This window comes from Pseudomonas sp. MB-090624 (assembly GCF_003205245.1).
In the GTDB taxonomy this organism is placed as follows: domain Bacteria; phylum Pseudomonadota; class Gammaproteobacteria; order Pseudomonadales; family Pseudomonadaceae; genus Aquipseudomonas; species Aquipseudomonas juntendi.
In genome coordinates, this window is record NZ_QJRK01000001.1 from 1 (window position 1) to 13,315 (window position 13,315).

The window sequence follows — 13,315 nt, forward strand, 5'->3', positions numbered from 1 at the left end:
TCTCTACGTACAAGGTCAGGGGCAAACCCTGCCTTCAGGAGCGATCGGCCTCCCCGGAAGTGCTTCTTCAGCCTGACGAGAATAACTTCTCCCGCCAGGCCAGTCACAACATACAAGGAGCGAGCGCAGCTCGCGATTGCGCCGCGCGGGCGGCGCTCGCTCTAACAGGCGCTGCCATACCTTGTGGCAAACACCTGTCAGCCCTAAGGCGATCCCTATGGGGCTTGCCTGCGATGGGCTGCAAAGCAGCCCCGATGTCACAGGTTGAAGGCCAGGCGGTACTCGCCCGGTGTGGCGCCAACGGCCTGGCGGAACCGATTGCTGAAATGGCTGGCACTGGCAAACCCGCACACCAGGGCAATTTCCCCCAACGGCATGCCCCCCAGCCGCAACAGCTGGCAAGCCCGGTGCAGCCGCCGGGCCAGCAGGAACTGGTGCGGTGGCAGCCCGAAGCTGGCGCGGAACATGCGCGCAAAGTGGTACTCGGACAGGTTGCAGCGCAACGCCAGTTCGCCGAGGGTGATCGGCTGGTCCAGGTGCGCCTCGAGGTAGTCGACCAGTTGCCGACGCAGGTTTGGTGCCAGCCCGCCTTTCAGGCGCAGGCCCTGGCGCAGCCCGACCTGGCTGAGCAGCGCATGGTCGACGATCTCATGCGCCAGGCTGCTGGCCAGCAGACGCTCGCCGGGTTCGTCCCAGTCCAGGCCGATCAGTTGGCGAAAGCGTCGGGCCTGCTGTGGGTCGTCAAGAAAGGTCGCTTCCTGCAACTGCAATTCACGCGGCTCACGGTCGAGCAGGCGCACGCAACCAAGGGCGAACTGCGCTTGGCTGACATACAGGTGCGCCAGGCGGATCTCGCCATTGACCACCCAGTTCGATTCCAGGCCCGCCGGCATGATGCACAGCTTGTCGGGCGCACCTTTGTCGGCCGGCCGTTGGCGGCGGAAGGTGCCGGTACCGTCGGCGATGTAGCACGACAGGGTGTGATGGCTTGGCGCCTGATAATCGCGGGCGTCGTCGCGGTTGCTCCACAACGCCGCCGCCAGCCCGTCACCCAGGTGCGCGCTCAGCTCCAGGCGGGCGTGGGGCGAGGCGTGCATGGCATTGAACACTTGCAGCTGGGTGAATGGCGTCATGGCGGGTTCCTCTGACGCCCATCCTACTGCGCCTTGAGCTTGCGTACAGCCGCCTGCGCGACAAATGCGCAAGTTTGTGCAAGCGCAAAGTACAGGGCAGAGCGAACACTGATTGCACTGGCGAGGGCTGCGCCCTCGATCGCCGGCAAGCCGGCTCCCACAGTTACAGCGCCCAGCTTGAAGGTTGACGCTGCCCCTGTGGGAGCTGGCTTGCCAGCGATGGGCCGCGCAGCGGCCCCGGGATGTAGGGTCGATCGCCTGAGGAGCCGCACCGATGAACCTGTCTCTCTACTTGCTCACCGTCCTGATCTGGGGCACCACCTGGATCGCCCTGAAACTGCAACTGGGCGTGGTCGCGATCCCGGTCTCGATCGTCTACCGCTTCGCCCTGGCCGGTCTGATCCTGTTTGCCTTCCTGCTGCTCACCCGTCGCTTGCAGCCGATGAACAGGCGGGGCCACCAGATCTGCCTGGCCCAGGGCCTGTGCCTGTTCTGCGTCAACTTCATCTGCTTCCTCAGTGCCAGCCAGTGGATCGCCAGCGGCCTGATCGCCGTGGTGTTTTCCACCGCCACGCTGTGGAACGCGCTGAATGCGCGGATCTTCTTCGGCCAAAGGGTTGCCAGCAATGTGCTGGGCGGCGGCGCCTTGGGCTTGCTTGGCCTGGGCCTGCTGTTCTGGCCCGAGCTGTCGCACCACGCTGCCAGCCGTGAGACCCTGTACGGCCTGGGCCTGGCCCTGCTCGGCACGCTGTGCTTCTCGGCCGGTAACCTGCTGTCGAGCATGCAGCAAAAGGCCGGGCTGCGGCCCATGACCACCAATGCCTGGGGCATGGTCTACGGTGCGTTGATGCTGGGTACGTTCTGTGTGGTCAGCGGCGTGCCGTTCGGCATGGAGTGGAACCTGCGCTACATCGGCTCGCTGTTGTACCTGGTGGTTCCGGGTTCGGTGATCGCCTTTACCGCCTACCTCACCCTGGTGGGACGCATGGGGCCGGAGCGGGCCGCGTACTGCACGGTGCTGTTCCCGTTGGTGGCGTTGAACGTGTCGGCGGTGGCCGAGGGGTACCAGTGGACGGCCCCGGCCCTGTTGGGGCTTGTCGCAGTGATGGCAGGGAATGTGCTGGTGTTTCGCAAGCCCAGGGCACGGGTAGCTGAGGGGGTTGTGGAGGCCAGATGAATCATGGCCCTATCAGCGGCAAGCCAGCTACCGAAACTTTGAGCGCTGGCTTGCCGGCGATAGGGCCGGTACAGGGATAACCGGGGGATCAGCCCTTCCACACCTGCGGGTTCACCAGGTCCCGCGGCCGCTCACCCAGCAGCGCCGCACGCAGGTTGTCCAGCGCCCGGTTGGCCATGGCTTCGCGGGTTTCGGCGGTGGCCGAGCCTATGTGCGGCAAGGTCAGGGCATTGGGCAGCTTGAACAGCGGCGAATCGCTCAGTGGCTCTTTTTCGTAGACATCAAGGCCTGCGCCGCGCAGGGTGCCGTTCTGCAGCGCCTCGATCAGTGCGGCTTCATCGACCACCGGCCCGCGTGCAATGTTGATCAGGAACGCGCTTGGCTTCATCAGCTTCAGCTCGCGGCTGCTGATCAGTTTGCGGGTCGCGTCCGACAGGGGCACCACGATGACCACGAAATCGGCTTCGGCCAGCAACTGCTCCAGGCTGCGGAACTGCGCGCCCAGCTCCTGCTCCAGCGCGCTCTTGCGGCTGTTGCCGCTGTACAGGATCGGCATGTTGAAGCCGAAGCGGCCACGGCGGGCCACGGCTGCGCCAATGTTGCCCAGGCCGACGATGCCCAAGGTCTTGCCATGCACATCACTGCCGAAGTGCGCCGGGCCCACGGTTGCCTGCCAGTTGCCGGCCTTGGTCCAGGCGTCGAGCTCGGCGGTACGCCGTGCGCAGCCCATGATCAGCGAAAAGCCCAGGTCGGCGGTGCTTTCGGTGAGCACGTCCGGGGTGTTGGTGAGGGCGATGCCGCGTTCGTTGAAGTAGTCCAGGTCATAGTTGTCGTAGCCGACCGACACGCTGGACACCACCTCGAGCTTGGCCGCACCTTCCAGCTGCGCCCGGCCAAGCTTGCGCCCGACCCCGATCAGGCCGTGGGCTTCGGGCAGGGCTTCGTTGAACTGGGCGGCGATGTCGCCCAACTTGGGGTTGGGCTGGATCAGGTTGAAATCGTGCTGCAGGCGCTCGGCCATGGCCGGGGTGATTCGGCTGAAGGCCAGGACGGTCTTTTTCATCGGGCTGCTTCCAAGGGGAAAGCTACAAGCTACAAGTTGCAAGCTACAAGCTACAAGAAAAAGCAGCACGTGAACGGATCTGCTTTTTCTTGCTACTTGCTACTTGCTACTTGCTACTTGCTACTTGCTACTTGCAGCTGCCCTTAGTCGGCGATCAGCACCTGATGGGTTTTCAGGTCGGCCTCATGCGCGGCAAGAATTTCCGGCAGCGAGTTGCGCAGGTATTCGACCCAGGTCTTGATCTTGGCATCCAGATACTGGCGCGACGGGTAGATGGCGTACAGGTTCAGTTCCTGCAGGCGGTACTCGGGCAGCACCCGCACCAGGCTGCCGTCGCGCAGGCCATCGATGGCCGAATAAATCGGCAGCACGCCTACGCCCATGCCGCTGCGGATCGCGGTCTTCATGGCGTCGGCGGTGTTGACCATGAACGGTGAGCTGGTGATGTTGACCATCTCCTGGCCTTCCGGGCCATCGAACAGCCACTTTTCCAGCGGGATCACCGGGCTGACCATGCGCAGGCAGGCGTGCTTGAGCAGGTCGGCAGGTTTGTGCGGCAGGCCATGGCGGGCGATGTAGGCCGGCGAAGCGCAGACGATGCTGTAGGTGATGCCCAGGCGCTGCGAAACGAACCCCGAGTCCGGCAGCTCGGTGGCCAGCACGATGGACACGTCATAGCCCTCGTCAAGCAGGTCGGGCACGCGGTTGGCCATGGTCAGGTCGAAGGTCACGTCGGGGTGCGATTCACGGTAGCGGGCAATCGCATCCACCACGAAATGCTGGCCCACCCCGGTCATCGAATGCACCTTCAATTGCCCGGCGGGGCGCGCATGGGCGTCGCTGGCCTCGGCCTCGGCTTCCTCGACGTAGGTCAGAATCTGTTCGCAGCGCATCAGGTAGCGCTTGCCGGCCTCGGTCAGCGCAATGCGGCGGGTGGTACGGTTGAGCAGCCTTGTTTGCAGATGGGCTTCCAGGTTGGAGACCGCCCGCGACACGTTCGCGGTGGTGGTGTCCAGTTGCGCCGCAGCGGCCGTGAAGCTGCCTAATTGCGCTACGCAACTGAAAGCACGCATGTTTTGCAGGGTGTCCATGGGTCACTCTCGAGGTAGAGGACAAAATTGTGTCACGAAGCAACGCAAAAGTTATGAAAACTTACCTTCGACCAAAGGCGGATTATCGCCGTTTTGGTAACAAAGATTCGCAGGAATCTACGCTTATCGCCAGTGCTGTCGCCCCCTAGAATTGCTCGGCCCCTCCACCTCTTCCTCGGGAAATCGCAGCTGTGCCGCGTCGCATCATCAGAACGCTCAGTGCGTTCAGTGCCTGTGCCCTTGCCCTCACCTTGAGCGGCTGTATCGGAACCTGGGGCATCGCCCCGCAAAGCAAGACGCTGCAAGCCAATACCCTGACCACCGACGCGGCCATTCGCGAAGCCGCAAGCGATGCTCACTGGCCCGACCAGCAGTGGTGGCACGCTTATGGCGACCCGCAACTGGACCACTGGGTTGCCCTGGCGGTGGCCGGCAGCCCGAGCCTGGCCATGGCCGCCGCGCGGGTGCGTGAAGCCAAGGCCATGGCCGGTGTGGTCGAGTCGGCTGAAAAGCTCCAGGCCAACGGCCAGGCCACGCTCAAGCGCCACAACTGGCCTGAAGACCAGTTCTATGGGCCTGGCGCGTTGTCGGGTGCCAACACCTGGGACAACAACGCGGCCATTGGCTTGAGCTACGCGCTGGACTTGTGGGGCCGTGAACGCAACGCCAGTGAACAGGCCGTAGACCAGGCGCACATGAGCGTGGCTGAAGCGCGCCAGGCACAGCTGGAGCTGCAGAACAACGTGGTGCGCGCCTATATCCAGCTGAGCCTGCACTTTGCCCAGCGCGATATCGTCAAGGCCGAGCTGGCACAGCAAGAACAGATCCTGGCCTTGGCCAAGCGCCGCCTGGCGGCCGGTATCGGCACCCATTTCGAAGTCAGCCAGGCCGAAGCGCCGCTGCCGGAAACCCATCGCCAGCTCGATAGCCTCGACGAAGAAATCGCCCTGGCCCGCAACCAGCTGGCCGCCCTGGCCGGCAAAGGCCCGGGGGAGGGCGCGCAGTTGCAGCGCCCGGCCCTGGCCCTGGCCGCACCACTGAAGCTGCCGTCCAACCTGCCTGCGGCACTGGTCGGCCAGCGCCCGGATGTGGTCGCCAGCCGCTGGCAGGTGGCTGCGCAGGCACGCGGCATCGACGTCGCGCACGCCGGCTTCTTCCCCAACGTCGACCTGGTCGGCAGCCTGGGCTTCATGGCCACGGGCGGCGGGCCGCTGGAATTCCTGACCGGGCGCAAGTTCAACTACAACGTTGGCCCGGCCATCAGCCTGCCGATCTTCGACGGCGGGCGCCTGCGCTCGCAGCTGGGCGTGGCCTCGGCTGGCTATGACGTGGCCGTGGCGCGCTACAACCAGACCGTGGTCGGTGCGCTGAAGAACATCTCCGACCAGTTGATCCGCCGCGAGTCGATGCAGCAGCAGGCGCACTTCGCTGCCGAATCGGTGGCCGCCGCGCAGAAAACCTACGACATCGCCATGGTCGCCTTCCAGCGTGGCCTTACCGATTACCTCAACGTGCTCAATGCGCAAACCTTGCTGTTCCGCCAGCAACAGGTGCAGCAGCAGGTGCAGGCGGCACGCCTGATCGCCCACGCCGAGCTGGTCACCGCGCTGGGCGGTGGCCTGCAGGCTGGCCAGGACGTACCCCAGGAAGAGCGCCAGGCTGCGCCGAACACCCCGGCGGCCCTGGCCATTTTCGATACCCGGCCGGACAACGCTGAATGAGCACTTCCAGTTTGCCTGTGCGCTGGCTGCAAAGCCTGGAATGGCGTCGCGGTTTCTTCGCCTGGGCGCGTACCGATGGCGTGACCTGGGTCTACATCTTCAAGGTACTGGCAGCCGCGTTCATTACCCTGTGGCTGGCCATGCGCCTGGAGCTGCCGCAACCGCGCACGGCGATGATCACCGTGTTCATCGTCATGCAGCCGCAAAGCGGCCACGTGTTCGCCAAGAGCTTCTACCGGGTGCTCGGCACCCTGGCCGGCTCGGCGATGATGGTGGCGTTGATTGCCATTTTCCCGCAGAACACCGAGCTGTTCCTGCCCAGCCTGGCGCTGTGGGTTGGGCTGTGCTCGGCTGGTGCCATGCGCTACCGTACCTTCCGCGCCTATGGCTTCGTGCTGGCCGGCTACACCGCGGCCATGATCGGCCTGCCGGTGCTGCAGCACCCCGACCAGGCGTTCATGGCGGCGGTGTGGCGGGTACTGGAAATTGCCCTGGGCATCCTGGTGTCGACCTTCGTCAGTGCCGCGATCCTGCCGCAGTCGGCCAGCGCCGCCATGCGTAACGCCCTGTACCAGCGCTTTGGCGTGTTCGCCGGGGTGGTGGTCGAGGCCTTGCGCGGTGACAGCCAGCGTGACCGTTTCGAGAGCAGCAATGTGCGCTTCGTGGCCGAGGCGGTGGGCCTGGAAAGCCTGCGTAACGTCACCGCCTTCGAAGACCCGCACATGCGCCGGCGCAGTGGCCGGCTGGTGCGGATGAATAGCGAGTTCATGGCCATCACCACACGCTTCAACGCCCTGCACCGCCTGCTGGAGCGGCTGCGTGCACGTGGCCCGCGGCAGATCGTCACCGCCATCGAGCCGGGCCTGAACACCTTGGTGGAGCTGTTGCAGCCTTACGTGGGCCGGGCGCTGACCGACGCCGATGCACTGCGCCTGACCCTGGAGCTGGGCGCCTACAAGGAAGGCCTGCAAACCCAGGTGCGTAGCCTGCGGGCCGACTACCTGGCAACCGGGCCGAGCGCGGCCGACCAGCTCGACTTCCACACGGTGTTCGAGCTGTTGTACCGCTTCATCGACGAAATGTTCAGCTACGCCGAAACCCACGCCTCGCTGGCCGCACACAAGCACGAGCGCGAGCAATGGGACGAGCCCTATGTGGCGCAGACCAGCTGGCTGGTGTCGTTGGCAGCGGGTGTGCGCGCCTCGGCGGTGCTGTTGCTGCTGGGCAGCTACTGGCTGCTCAGCGACTGGCCCAGTGGTGCGATGATGACCCTGATCGCCACGGTGACCGTGGGCTTGTCGGCGGCCTCGCCCAACCCCAAGCGCATGTCGTTCCAGATGGCCTGCGGCACTGCGCTGGGGGCCTTGGTCGGCTTCTTCGAGACCTTCTTCGTGTTCCCCTGGATCGATGGGTTCCCATTGCTGTGCATGGTGCTGGCGCCCGTGTTCGTGCTCGGCGCGTTTCTCTCGTCGCGGCCGGCCTACGCGGGCTACGGCATCGGCCTGCTGGTGTTTTTCGCCATCGGCTCGGTACCCAACAACCTGACCGTGTACGACCCCTACAGCTTCATCAATGACTACATCGGCATGATTCTGGGCATGTGCGTGTGTGCCGCCGCCGGGGCGATCATCCTGCCACCCAACAGCCGCTGGTTGTGGAGCCGCCTGGAGCAGGAGCTACGCGAGCAGGTGTTGTTTGCCATCAGCGGCCGGCTGCGTGGCATCGGCACGGCGTTCGAAAGCCGCACCCGCGACCTGCTGCACCAGGCTTACGGCCTGGCAGCCGGCAAGCCGAAGGTTCAGAGCGAGCTGATGGGCTGGATGTTCACCGTGCTGGAGGTCGGCCACGCGGTTATCGAGCTGCGCAAGGAGCAGGCCCGCGCCCCGGTGCACCCGGCCTATGCCGAGTCGCAACCGTGGCGCCAGGCCATCCGCGTGATGGGCCGGGCCCTGGCACGGCTGTTTCTGCAGCCCAGTGCCAGCAACCACGAACGCGCGCTGGTAGCAGTGGACCATGCCATTGCCCGGGTGCAGGCCACTGACGAGCCCTTCGCCCGGCACTTCGATACCTCGGTGCTGCGCCGTGCGCAAAGCTACCTGCACTTTATCCGTTCTTCCCTGCTCGACCCACAGTCGCCGCTGGTGCCGGCGAAAGGACTGCCAGATGCTGCGTGAAAGCATGCCCCGCGAAATCGCCTTCCATGGTGTGTACATGCCCACCATGACCTTGATGTTCCTGTTTGCGCTGGGCCTGGCCTGGGGCCTGGACCGGTTCATCGCCAGCCATGATGGCTACCGCTTCTTCTGGCACCCGGCGTTGCTGCGCCTGAGCCTGTTCGTCTGCCTGTTCGGCGCCATGGCGCTTACTGTCTACTGGTGAGAAACCTTCGATGAAAAAGTTCTTCAGCCTGATCGCCACCCTGCTGGTGCTGGTCGCTGCCGTGGCCATCGGTCGCCAGTTGTGGGTGCACTACATGACCACGCCGTGGACCCGTGACGGCCGCGTGCGTGCCGATATCATCAACGTGGCCGCCGACGTGCCTGGCTATGTGGTGGACGTGCCGGTCAAGGACAACCAGCGGGTGAAGAAGGGCGACCTGTTGATCCAGATCGACCCCGAGCACTATCAGCTCGCTGTCGACCAGGCCAAGGCGCTGGTCGCGTCGCGCAAGGCCACCTGGGAGATGCGCAAGGTCAACGCCAAGCGCCGTGCCGACATGGACAACCTGGTGATTTCCAAGGAAAACCGTGACGATGCCAGTAACATCGCCAACTCGGCGCTGGCCGACTACCAGCAGGCCCAGGCTGAACTGGCAGCAGCCGAGTTGAACCTCAAGCGCACCCATATCGTGGCCACGGTGGACGGTTACGTGACCAACCTGAATATCCACCGTGGCGATTACGCGCGTACTGGCGAGGCGGTGATGGCAGTGGTCGACGAGAACTCGTTCTGGGTGTACGGCTTCTTCGAGGAGACCAAGCTGCCGCATGTGAAGGTAGGTGACCAGGCCGAGCTGCAGATGATGAGCGGCGAGCGCATCAAGGGCCATGTGGAGAGCATCGCCCGCGGTATCTACGACCGCGACAACCCGCAAAGCCGCGAGCTGATCGCCGACGTGAACCCTACTTTCAACTGGGTACGCCTGGCGCAGCGGGTGCCGGTGCGCATTCACATCGATGAAGTGCCGGAAGGGTTCTTGCTGGCGGCGGGGACGACTTGTACGGTGGTGGTGAAGCCGAGCGAGGGGTGACCTGCGGCGCCATTCTGGCCCACAGTCACTGCACTGCCTTTGAATACAGCGCTGGACCTGTGGTGGCGGGCATGCCCGGCAAGAATCCAACGCGGTGGCTGGCACCGGCTGCGCCGGTGTTCGCGGGCGCGCCCGCTCCCACAGGGTACGCTGTGCGCCTGCCAGCATCGACAACCTGGCGTTCAGGCGGGCCCCACCAATACCGGCACCTTCACCCGGTCGATCACCTTCGCGCTGATCGATGGGTCCAGCAACCGGCCCAGCCGTGACAGGTGGCGGTGGCCCATGATGATCAGTTCGCAGTTCAGTTCCTGCGCCTTGGCTACGATCGCCTCGACCGGTTGCCCCGCGATCATGCAGCCCTGGCTGGCGAAGCCGGCCTGTTGCAACTCGCCTACCGCCTTGGCCACCGCGTCGTCGGCCTGGTGCTGTTCCTTGCAGGCGGCGGGGTATTGCTCCAGCTCTTCGGTGGTGTAGGGCGCAGGTTGCTCGTGCACGGCGAAGGTAGAGTCGATGGCCAGCAGCACGTGCAATTCGTGTTCGCCGGGGCGGCAGTAACGGCGGGCAAGGGTGAGCAGGGCGGCGGCGGCGGGGGAGGCGTCGATGGCGATCAGGACTGGGCTGGGCATGCAGGATCCTTGCTTCTGGCTGGCTAGTCATTTGCCTGCACCGGCCCTATCGCCGGCAAGCCTGCTCCCACAGGTTCAACACAGGCCTTGGGCATTGTGGGATCCCTGTGGGAGCCGGCTTGCCGGCGATAGGGTCGGTGCAGGCACTGCAACTGTTATGACCCAATCACCGTCCAGAATAAATGCCCCACCACGCACGAGCGCATTGCGTCTGGTGCAATCCGCCAACCTGCTACCATCGCCACTCCCCAGCTGTAATGGAACACGGCCATGCAACTCCCGGACATGAACCTGCTCGTCGCCCTCGATGCCCTGCTCGACGAAGGCAGTGTGGTCGGCGCGGCGCAGCGCATGAACCTGAGCCCCGCGGCCATGAGCCGGACCCTGAGTCGTATCCGCGATGCGTTGGGCGACCCGATCCTGGTGCGCGCGGGCCGTGGGCTGGTGCCGACGCCACGGGCGCTGGCCTTGCGCGAGCAGGTGGCGGCGCTGGTGGAGCAGGCCGGGGAAGTGTTCCGCAGCGCCGATGAAGTCGACCTGCCCAAGCTCGACCGTGCCTTCAACATTCGCACCAATGACCTGTTCATCGCCCTTTACGGCGCCCAGCTGCTGCGCCGCATGCACGAGCAGGCACCGCGCACGGTGCTGCGCTTCGTGCCGGAAAGCCCCGGCGGCGACGACGACAGCGTGCTGCGCGACGGGCGCACCGACCTGATCATCAGCTCGACCGTGGACCTGGGACCGGAGATCAAGGTGCAGAGCCTGTTCCAGACCTACTATGTGGGCCTGGCTCGGCGCGACCACCCGATCTTCGAGCAGCCGATCACGCCGACCAGCTTTGCCAGTTACCCACAGATCAGCGTGTCCCGCCGTGGCCGGGCCAACGGGCCGATTGATGTCGAGTTGGCCAACTTCAAGGTGCAACGGCGGGTGGCATTGATTACCCCGAGTTTTCACTCGGCGCTGTTCTCGCTACCGGATTCGGACCTGATCCTGCCGATGCCGGCGAATATCCTCAACAGCGTGCACAAGCTCGGGTTGCCACTGCGATCGTTCGAGATCCCGGTACCGCTGGAGCGGGTGACGGTGCTGCAAGCCTGGCACCCGCGGTTTCACAACGACCCGGCACATAGGTGGTTGCGGCAGACCTTGAAGGCTTGCTGCAGTGTTGATCCTTGATTGCCTGTAAGGGCCTCATCGCTGGCAAGCCAGCTTCCACTCTGTGGGAGATTCTATGGTTTCTGGCAAGGCTAGCCGCAGCATCTTCAGCGCCTGTGAGATCGAGCGCCGCCCGCGCGGCGCAATCGCGAGCTGCGCTCGCTCCTACGTTTGTTTCGGGCCAGTAACGCCTGTGACAGGCGCGCGCGGCCGGTTTGTTTGTACGGCGCGATATTGAGGCATGCACCAAGGCGTTCGCGCGCAAATCCCACAGGAATAATTGGCCCGAAACAAACGTAGGAGCGAGCGCAGCTCGCGATGCGCCGCGCGGGCGGCGCTCGCTCTAACAGGCGCTGCATACCTTGTGGCAAACACCTGTCAGCCCTGATGCGATCCCTGTGGGAGCTGGCTTGCCGGCGATAGGGCCAGACCTGCAAAAAAGTGGATTGCGCCTGACGCAACATAAACCTACCGACAAGTCAGTTTTCGTCAGCATTCGACCTTCTTAGACTTGCTCCAGTCGCAAATTTGTTGCTGGAGATGTCGTTGCATGAGTTCCCTGTCCGCCCCGTCTGCTGCCATCGTCGGCGCCCCCGCGCCGGCTGCGCCTGCGCAGACGGCGTTCGGCCTGCAGGTGGTGGTCGGGCTGTTCGGTGTATTGCTGGCCGTGTTGTGTGCGGGCCTCAACGAGTCGGTGACCAAGATTTCCCTGGCCGATATCCGCGGCGCCATGGGCATCGGGGCCGACGAAGGTGCCTGGCTGCTGGCGGTGTACAGCGCCGCTTCGGTCTCGGCCATGGCCTTTGCGCCGTGGCTGGCCACCACCTTCTCGCTGCGGCGCTTCACCCTGAGCGCCATTGGCCTGTTCGCCGTGCTCGGCTTGCTGCAGCCGTTCGCCCCCAACCTGCACAGCCTGATGTTGCTGCGCGTGCTGCAGGGCTTTGCCGCCGGCGCCTTGCCACCGATGCTGATGAGCGTGGCCCTGCGTTTCCTGCCGCCGGGCATCAAAGTGTACGGCCTGGCCTGTTACGCCCTGACCGCCACGTTCGGCCCCAACCTCGGTACCCCGCTGGCCGGGTTGTGGACTGAATACGTGGGCTGGCAATGGGCGTTCTGGCAGATCATTCTGCCGTCGGCACTGGCCATGTGTTGTGTGGGCTGGGGCCTGCCGCAGGACCCGCTGCGCCTGGAGCGTTTCAGGCAGTTCGACTGGCGTGGCGTGGTGCTTGGCCTGCCGGCCATCAGCAGTATCGTCCTGGGCTTGTCGCTGGGGGACCGCTGGGGCTGGTTCGACTCGCCGCTGATCTGCTGGCTGCTCGGGGGTGGGCTGCTGTTGCTGGTGCTGTTCATGTTCAACGAATGGTCCGAGCCGCTGCCGTTCTTCCAGTTGCGCATGCTGTCGCGGCGCAACCTGAGTTTCGCCTTGGTGACCTTGGCCGGCGTGCTGGTCGTACTGTCGGGTGTCGGCAGCATTCCGTCGGCCTACCTGGCGCAGATCCAGGGCTACCGGCCGGCGCAGACCAGCCCGCTGATGATGCTGGTGGCGATGCCGCAGTTGATCGCCCTGCCATTGACCGCAGCGCTGTGCAACATCCGCGCGGTGGACTGCCGCTGGGTGCTGGGCATCGGCCTGGCGATGCTGGCGGTGTCCTGTGTTGGCAGCAGCCTGCTGACCAGCGAATGGATCCGTGGCGACTTCTACCCGTTCTACCTGCTGCAGGTGTTCGGCCAGCCGATGGCGGTGCTGCCGCTGCTGATGCTGTCCACCAACGGCATGACCCCGCAGGAAGGCCCGTTCGCCTCCAGCTGGTTCAACACCGTCAAAGGCCTGGCTGCGGTGGTCGCCGGTGGCTTGCTCGATGCCCTGGGTACGCTGCGGCGGCACTTTCATTCCAACCATCTGGTGGACAGCCTGGGCAACGCCCCGCTGGTGGACGGCAACGCCGCTGGCCTGGCCGCCCGCCTGCACGAGCAGGCGCTGGTGTTGACCTCGGCCGACCTGTACCTGGTCATGGCCTGCATCGCCGTGGCCTTGATCTGCCTGATTCCTTTCGTGCCCACCCGGGTCTACCCGCCGCGCGCGGTGGCCTGAA

11 protein-coding genes are annotated in these 13,315 nt (G+C 64.9%); 7 read left to right on the forward strand and 4 right to left on the reverse strand.

The window, feature by feature from the left end; all coding sequences use genetic code 11:
• Positions 1 to 257: 257 nt before the first annotated feature.
• Positions 258 to 1,133: a helix-turn-helix domain-containing protein gene (locus tag DMX12_RS00005; RefSeq protein WP_110675583.1), complete on the reverse strand. Its 876-nt coding sequence runs from the start codon at positions 1,131 to 1,133 to the stop codon at positions 258 to 260.
• 274 nt (positions 1,134 to 1,407) lie between these two features.
• Here DMX12_RS00005 and DMX12_RS00010 point away from each other — a divergent pair, with 274 nt between their 5' ends.
• Entirely contained in the window at positions 1,408 to 2,310 is a 903-nt protein-coding gene (locus tag DMX12_RS00010) for a DMT family transporter (RefSeq protein WP_054914010.1), read from the forward strand.
• A gap of 88 nt (positions 2,311 to 2,398) precedes the next feature.
• Here DMX12_RS00010 and DMX12_RS00015 read toward each other — a convergent pair whose 3' ends face one another.
• The gene (locus DMX12_RS00015; RefSeq protein WP_110675585.1) at positions 2,399 to 3,373 is read right to left on the reverse strand and encodes a D-glycerate dehydrogenase; all 975 of its coding nucleotides are present in this window, start codon (positions 3,371 to 3,373) and stop codon (positions 2,399 to 2,401) included.
• 143 nt (positions 3,374 to 3,516) lie between these two features.
• Positions 3,517 to 4,464, reverse strand: a complete 948-nt coding sequence (locus DMX12_RS00020) for a LysR family transcriptional regulator (protein WP_009685037.1) — start codon at positions 4,462 to 4,464, stop codon at positions 3,517 to 3,519.
• A gap of 191 nt (positions 4,465 to 4,655) precedes the next feature.
• On the opposite strand from DMX12_RS00020, the gene DMX12_RS00025 reads away from it, so the two are divergent.
• From DMX12_RS00025 to DMX12_RS00040, 4 genes are read left to right on the forward strand one after another with little or no spacing between them, the layout of a single operon-like run.
• On the forward strand, positions 4,656 to 6,185 hold the full coding sequence (locus DMX12_RS00025; RefSeq protein WP_110675587.1) for an efflux transporter outer membrane subunit: 1,530 nt from the start codon (positions 4,656 to 4,658) through the stop codon (positions 6,183 to 6,185).
• Positions 6,182 to 8,359 (forward strand): FUSC family protein, encoded by a 2,178-nt coding sequence (locus tag DMX12_RS00030; RefSeq protein WP_009685039.1) that lies wholly within the window; start codon positions 6,182 to 6,184, stop codon positions 8,357 to 8,359. The genes DMX12_RS00025 and DMX12_RS00030 overlap by 4 nt, the downstream gene beginning before the upstream one ends.
• Positions 8,360 to 8,363: 4 nt before the next feature.
• Entirely contained in the window at positions 8,364 to 8,564 is a 201-nt protein-coding gene (locus DMX12_RS00035; RefSeq protein WP_009685040.1) for a DUF1656 domain-containing protein, read from the forward strand.
• A 10-nt stretch (positions 8,565 to 8,574) separates the two neighbouring features.
• Positions 8,575 to 9,435, forward strand: coding sequence for an HlyD family secretion protein (locus DMX12_RS00040; RefSeq protein WP_009685041.1), 861 nt, complete (start codon positions 8,575 to 8,577; stop codon positions 9,433 to 9,435).
• A 182-nt stretch (positions 9,436 to 9,617) separates the two neighbouring features.
• Here the strand turns inward: DMX12_RS00040 and DMX12_RS00050 are convergent, their stop codons facing one another.
• Positions 9,618 to 10,064: a universal stress protein gene (locus DMX12_RS00050; RefSeq protein ID WP_110675591.1), complete on the reverse strand. Its 447-nt coding sequence runs from the start codon at positions 10,062 to 10,064 to the stop codon at positions 9,618 to 9,620.
• 270 nt (positions 10,065 to 10,334) lie between these two features.
• Between DMX12_RS00050 and DMX12_RS00055 the strand changes: the two genes are divergently transcribed.
• Positions 10,335 to 11,243 (forward strand): LysR family transcriptional regulator, encoded by a 909-nt coding sequence (locus tag DMX12_RS00055; protein ID WP_009685043.1) that lies wholly within the window; start codon positions 10,335 to 10,337, stop codon positions 11,241 to 11,243.
• Positions 11,244 to 11,772: 529 nt separating this feature from the next.
• Positions 11,773 to 13,314, forward strand: a complete 1,542-nt coding sequence (locus DMX12_RS00060; RefSeq protein WP_110675593.1) for an MFS transporter — start codon at positions 11,773 to 11,775, stop codon at positions 13,312 to 13,314.
• Position 13,315: the final 1 nt, after the last annotated feature.

Coding starts and splice junctions, on each gene's coding strand:
- DMX12_RS00005 (WP_110675583.1), bottom strand. CDS start 1,133: ATGACGCCATTCACCCAGCTGCAAGTGTTCAATGCCATGCACGCCTCG.
- DMX12_RS00010 (WP_054914010.1), top strand. CDS start 1,408: ATGAACCTGTCTCTCTACTTGCTCACCGTCCTGATCTGGGGCACCACC.
- DMX12_RS00015 (WP_110675585.1), bottom strand. CDS start 3,373: ATGAAAAAGACCGTCCTGGCCTTCAGCCGAATCACCCCGGCCATGGCC.
- DMX12_RS00020 (WP_009685037.1), bottom strand. CDS start 4,464: ATGGACACCCTGCAAAACATGCGTGCTTTCAGTTGCGTAGCGCAATTA.
- DMX12_RS00030 (WP_009685039.1), top strand. CDS start 6,182: ATGAGCACTTCCAGTTTGCCTGTGCGCTGGCTGCAAAGCCTGGAATGG.
- DMX12_RS00035 (WP_009685040.1), top strand. CDS start 8,364: ATGCCCCGCGAAATCGCCTTCCATGGTGTGTACATGCCCACCATGACC.
- DMX12_RS00040 (WP_009685041.1), top strand. CDS start 8,575: ATGAAAAAGTTCTTCAGCCTGATCGCCACCCTGCTGGTGCTGGTCGCT.
- DMX12_RS00050 (WP_110675591.1), bottom strand. CDS start 10,064: ATGCCCAGCCCAGTCCTGATCGCCATCGACGCCTCCCCCGCCGCCGCC.
- DMX12_RS00055 (WP_009685043.1), top strand. CDS start 10,335: ATGCAACTCCCGGACATGAACCTGCTCGTCGCCCTCGATGCCCTGCTC.
- DMX12_RS00060 (WP_110675593.1), top strand. CDS start 11,773: ATGAGTTCCCTGTCCGCCCCGTCTGCTGCCATCGTCGGCGCCCCCGCG.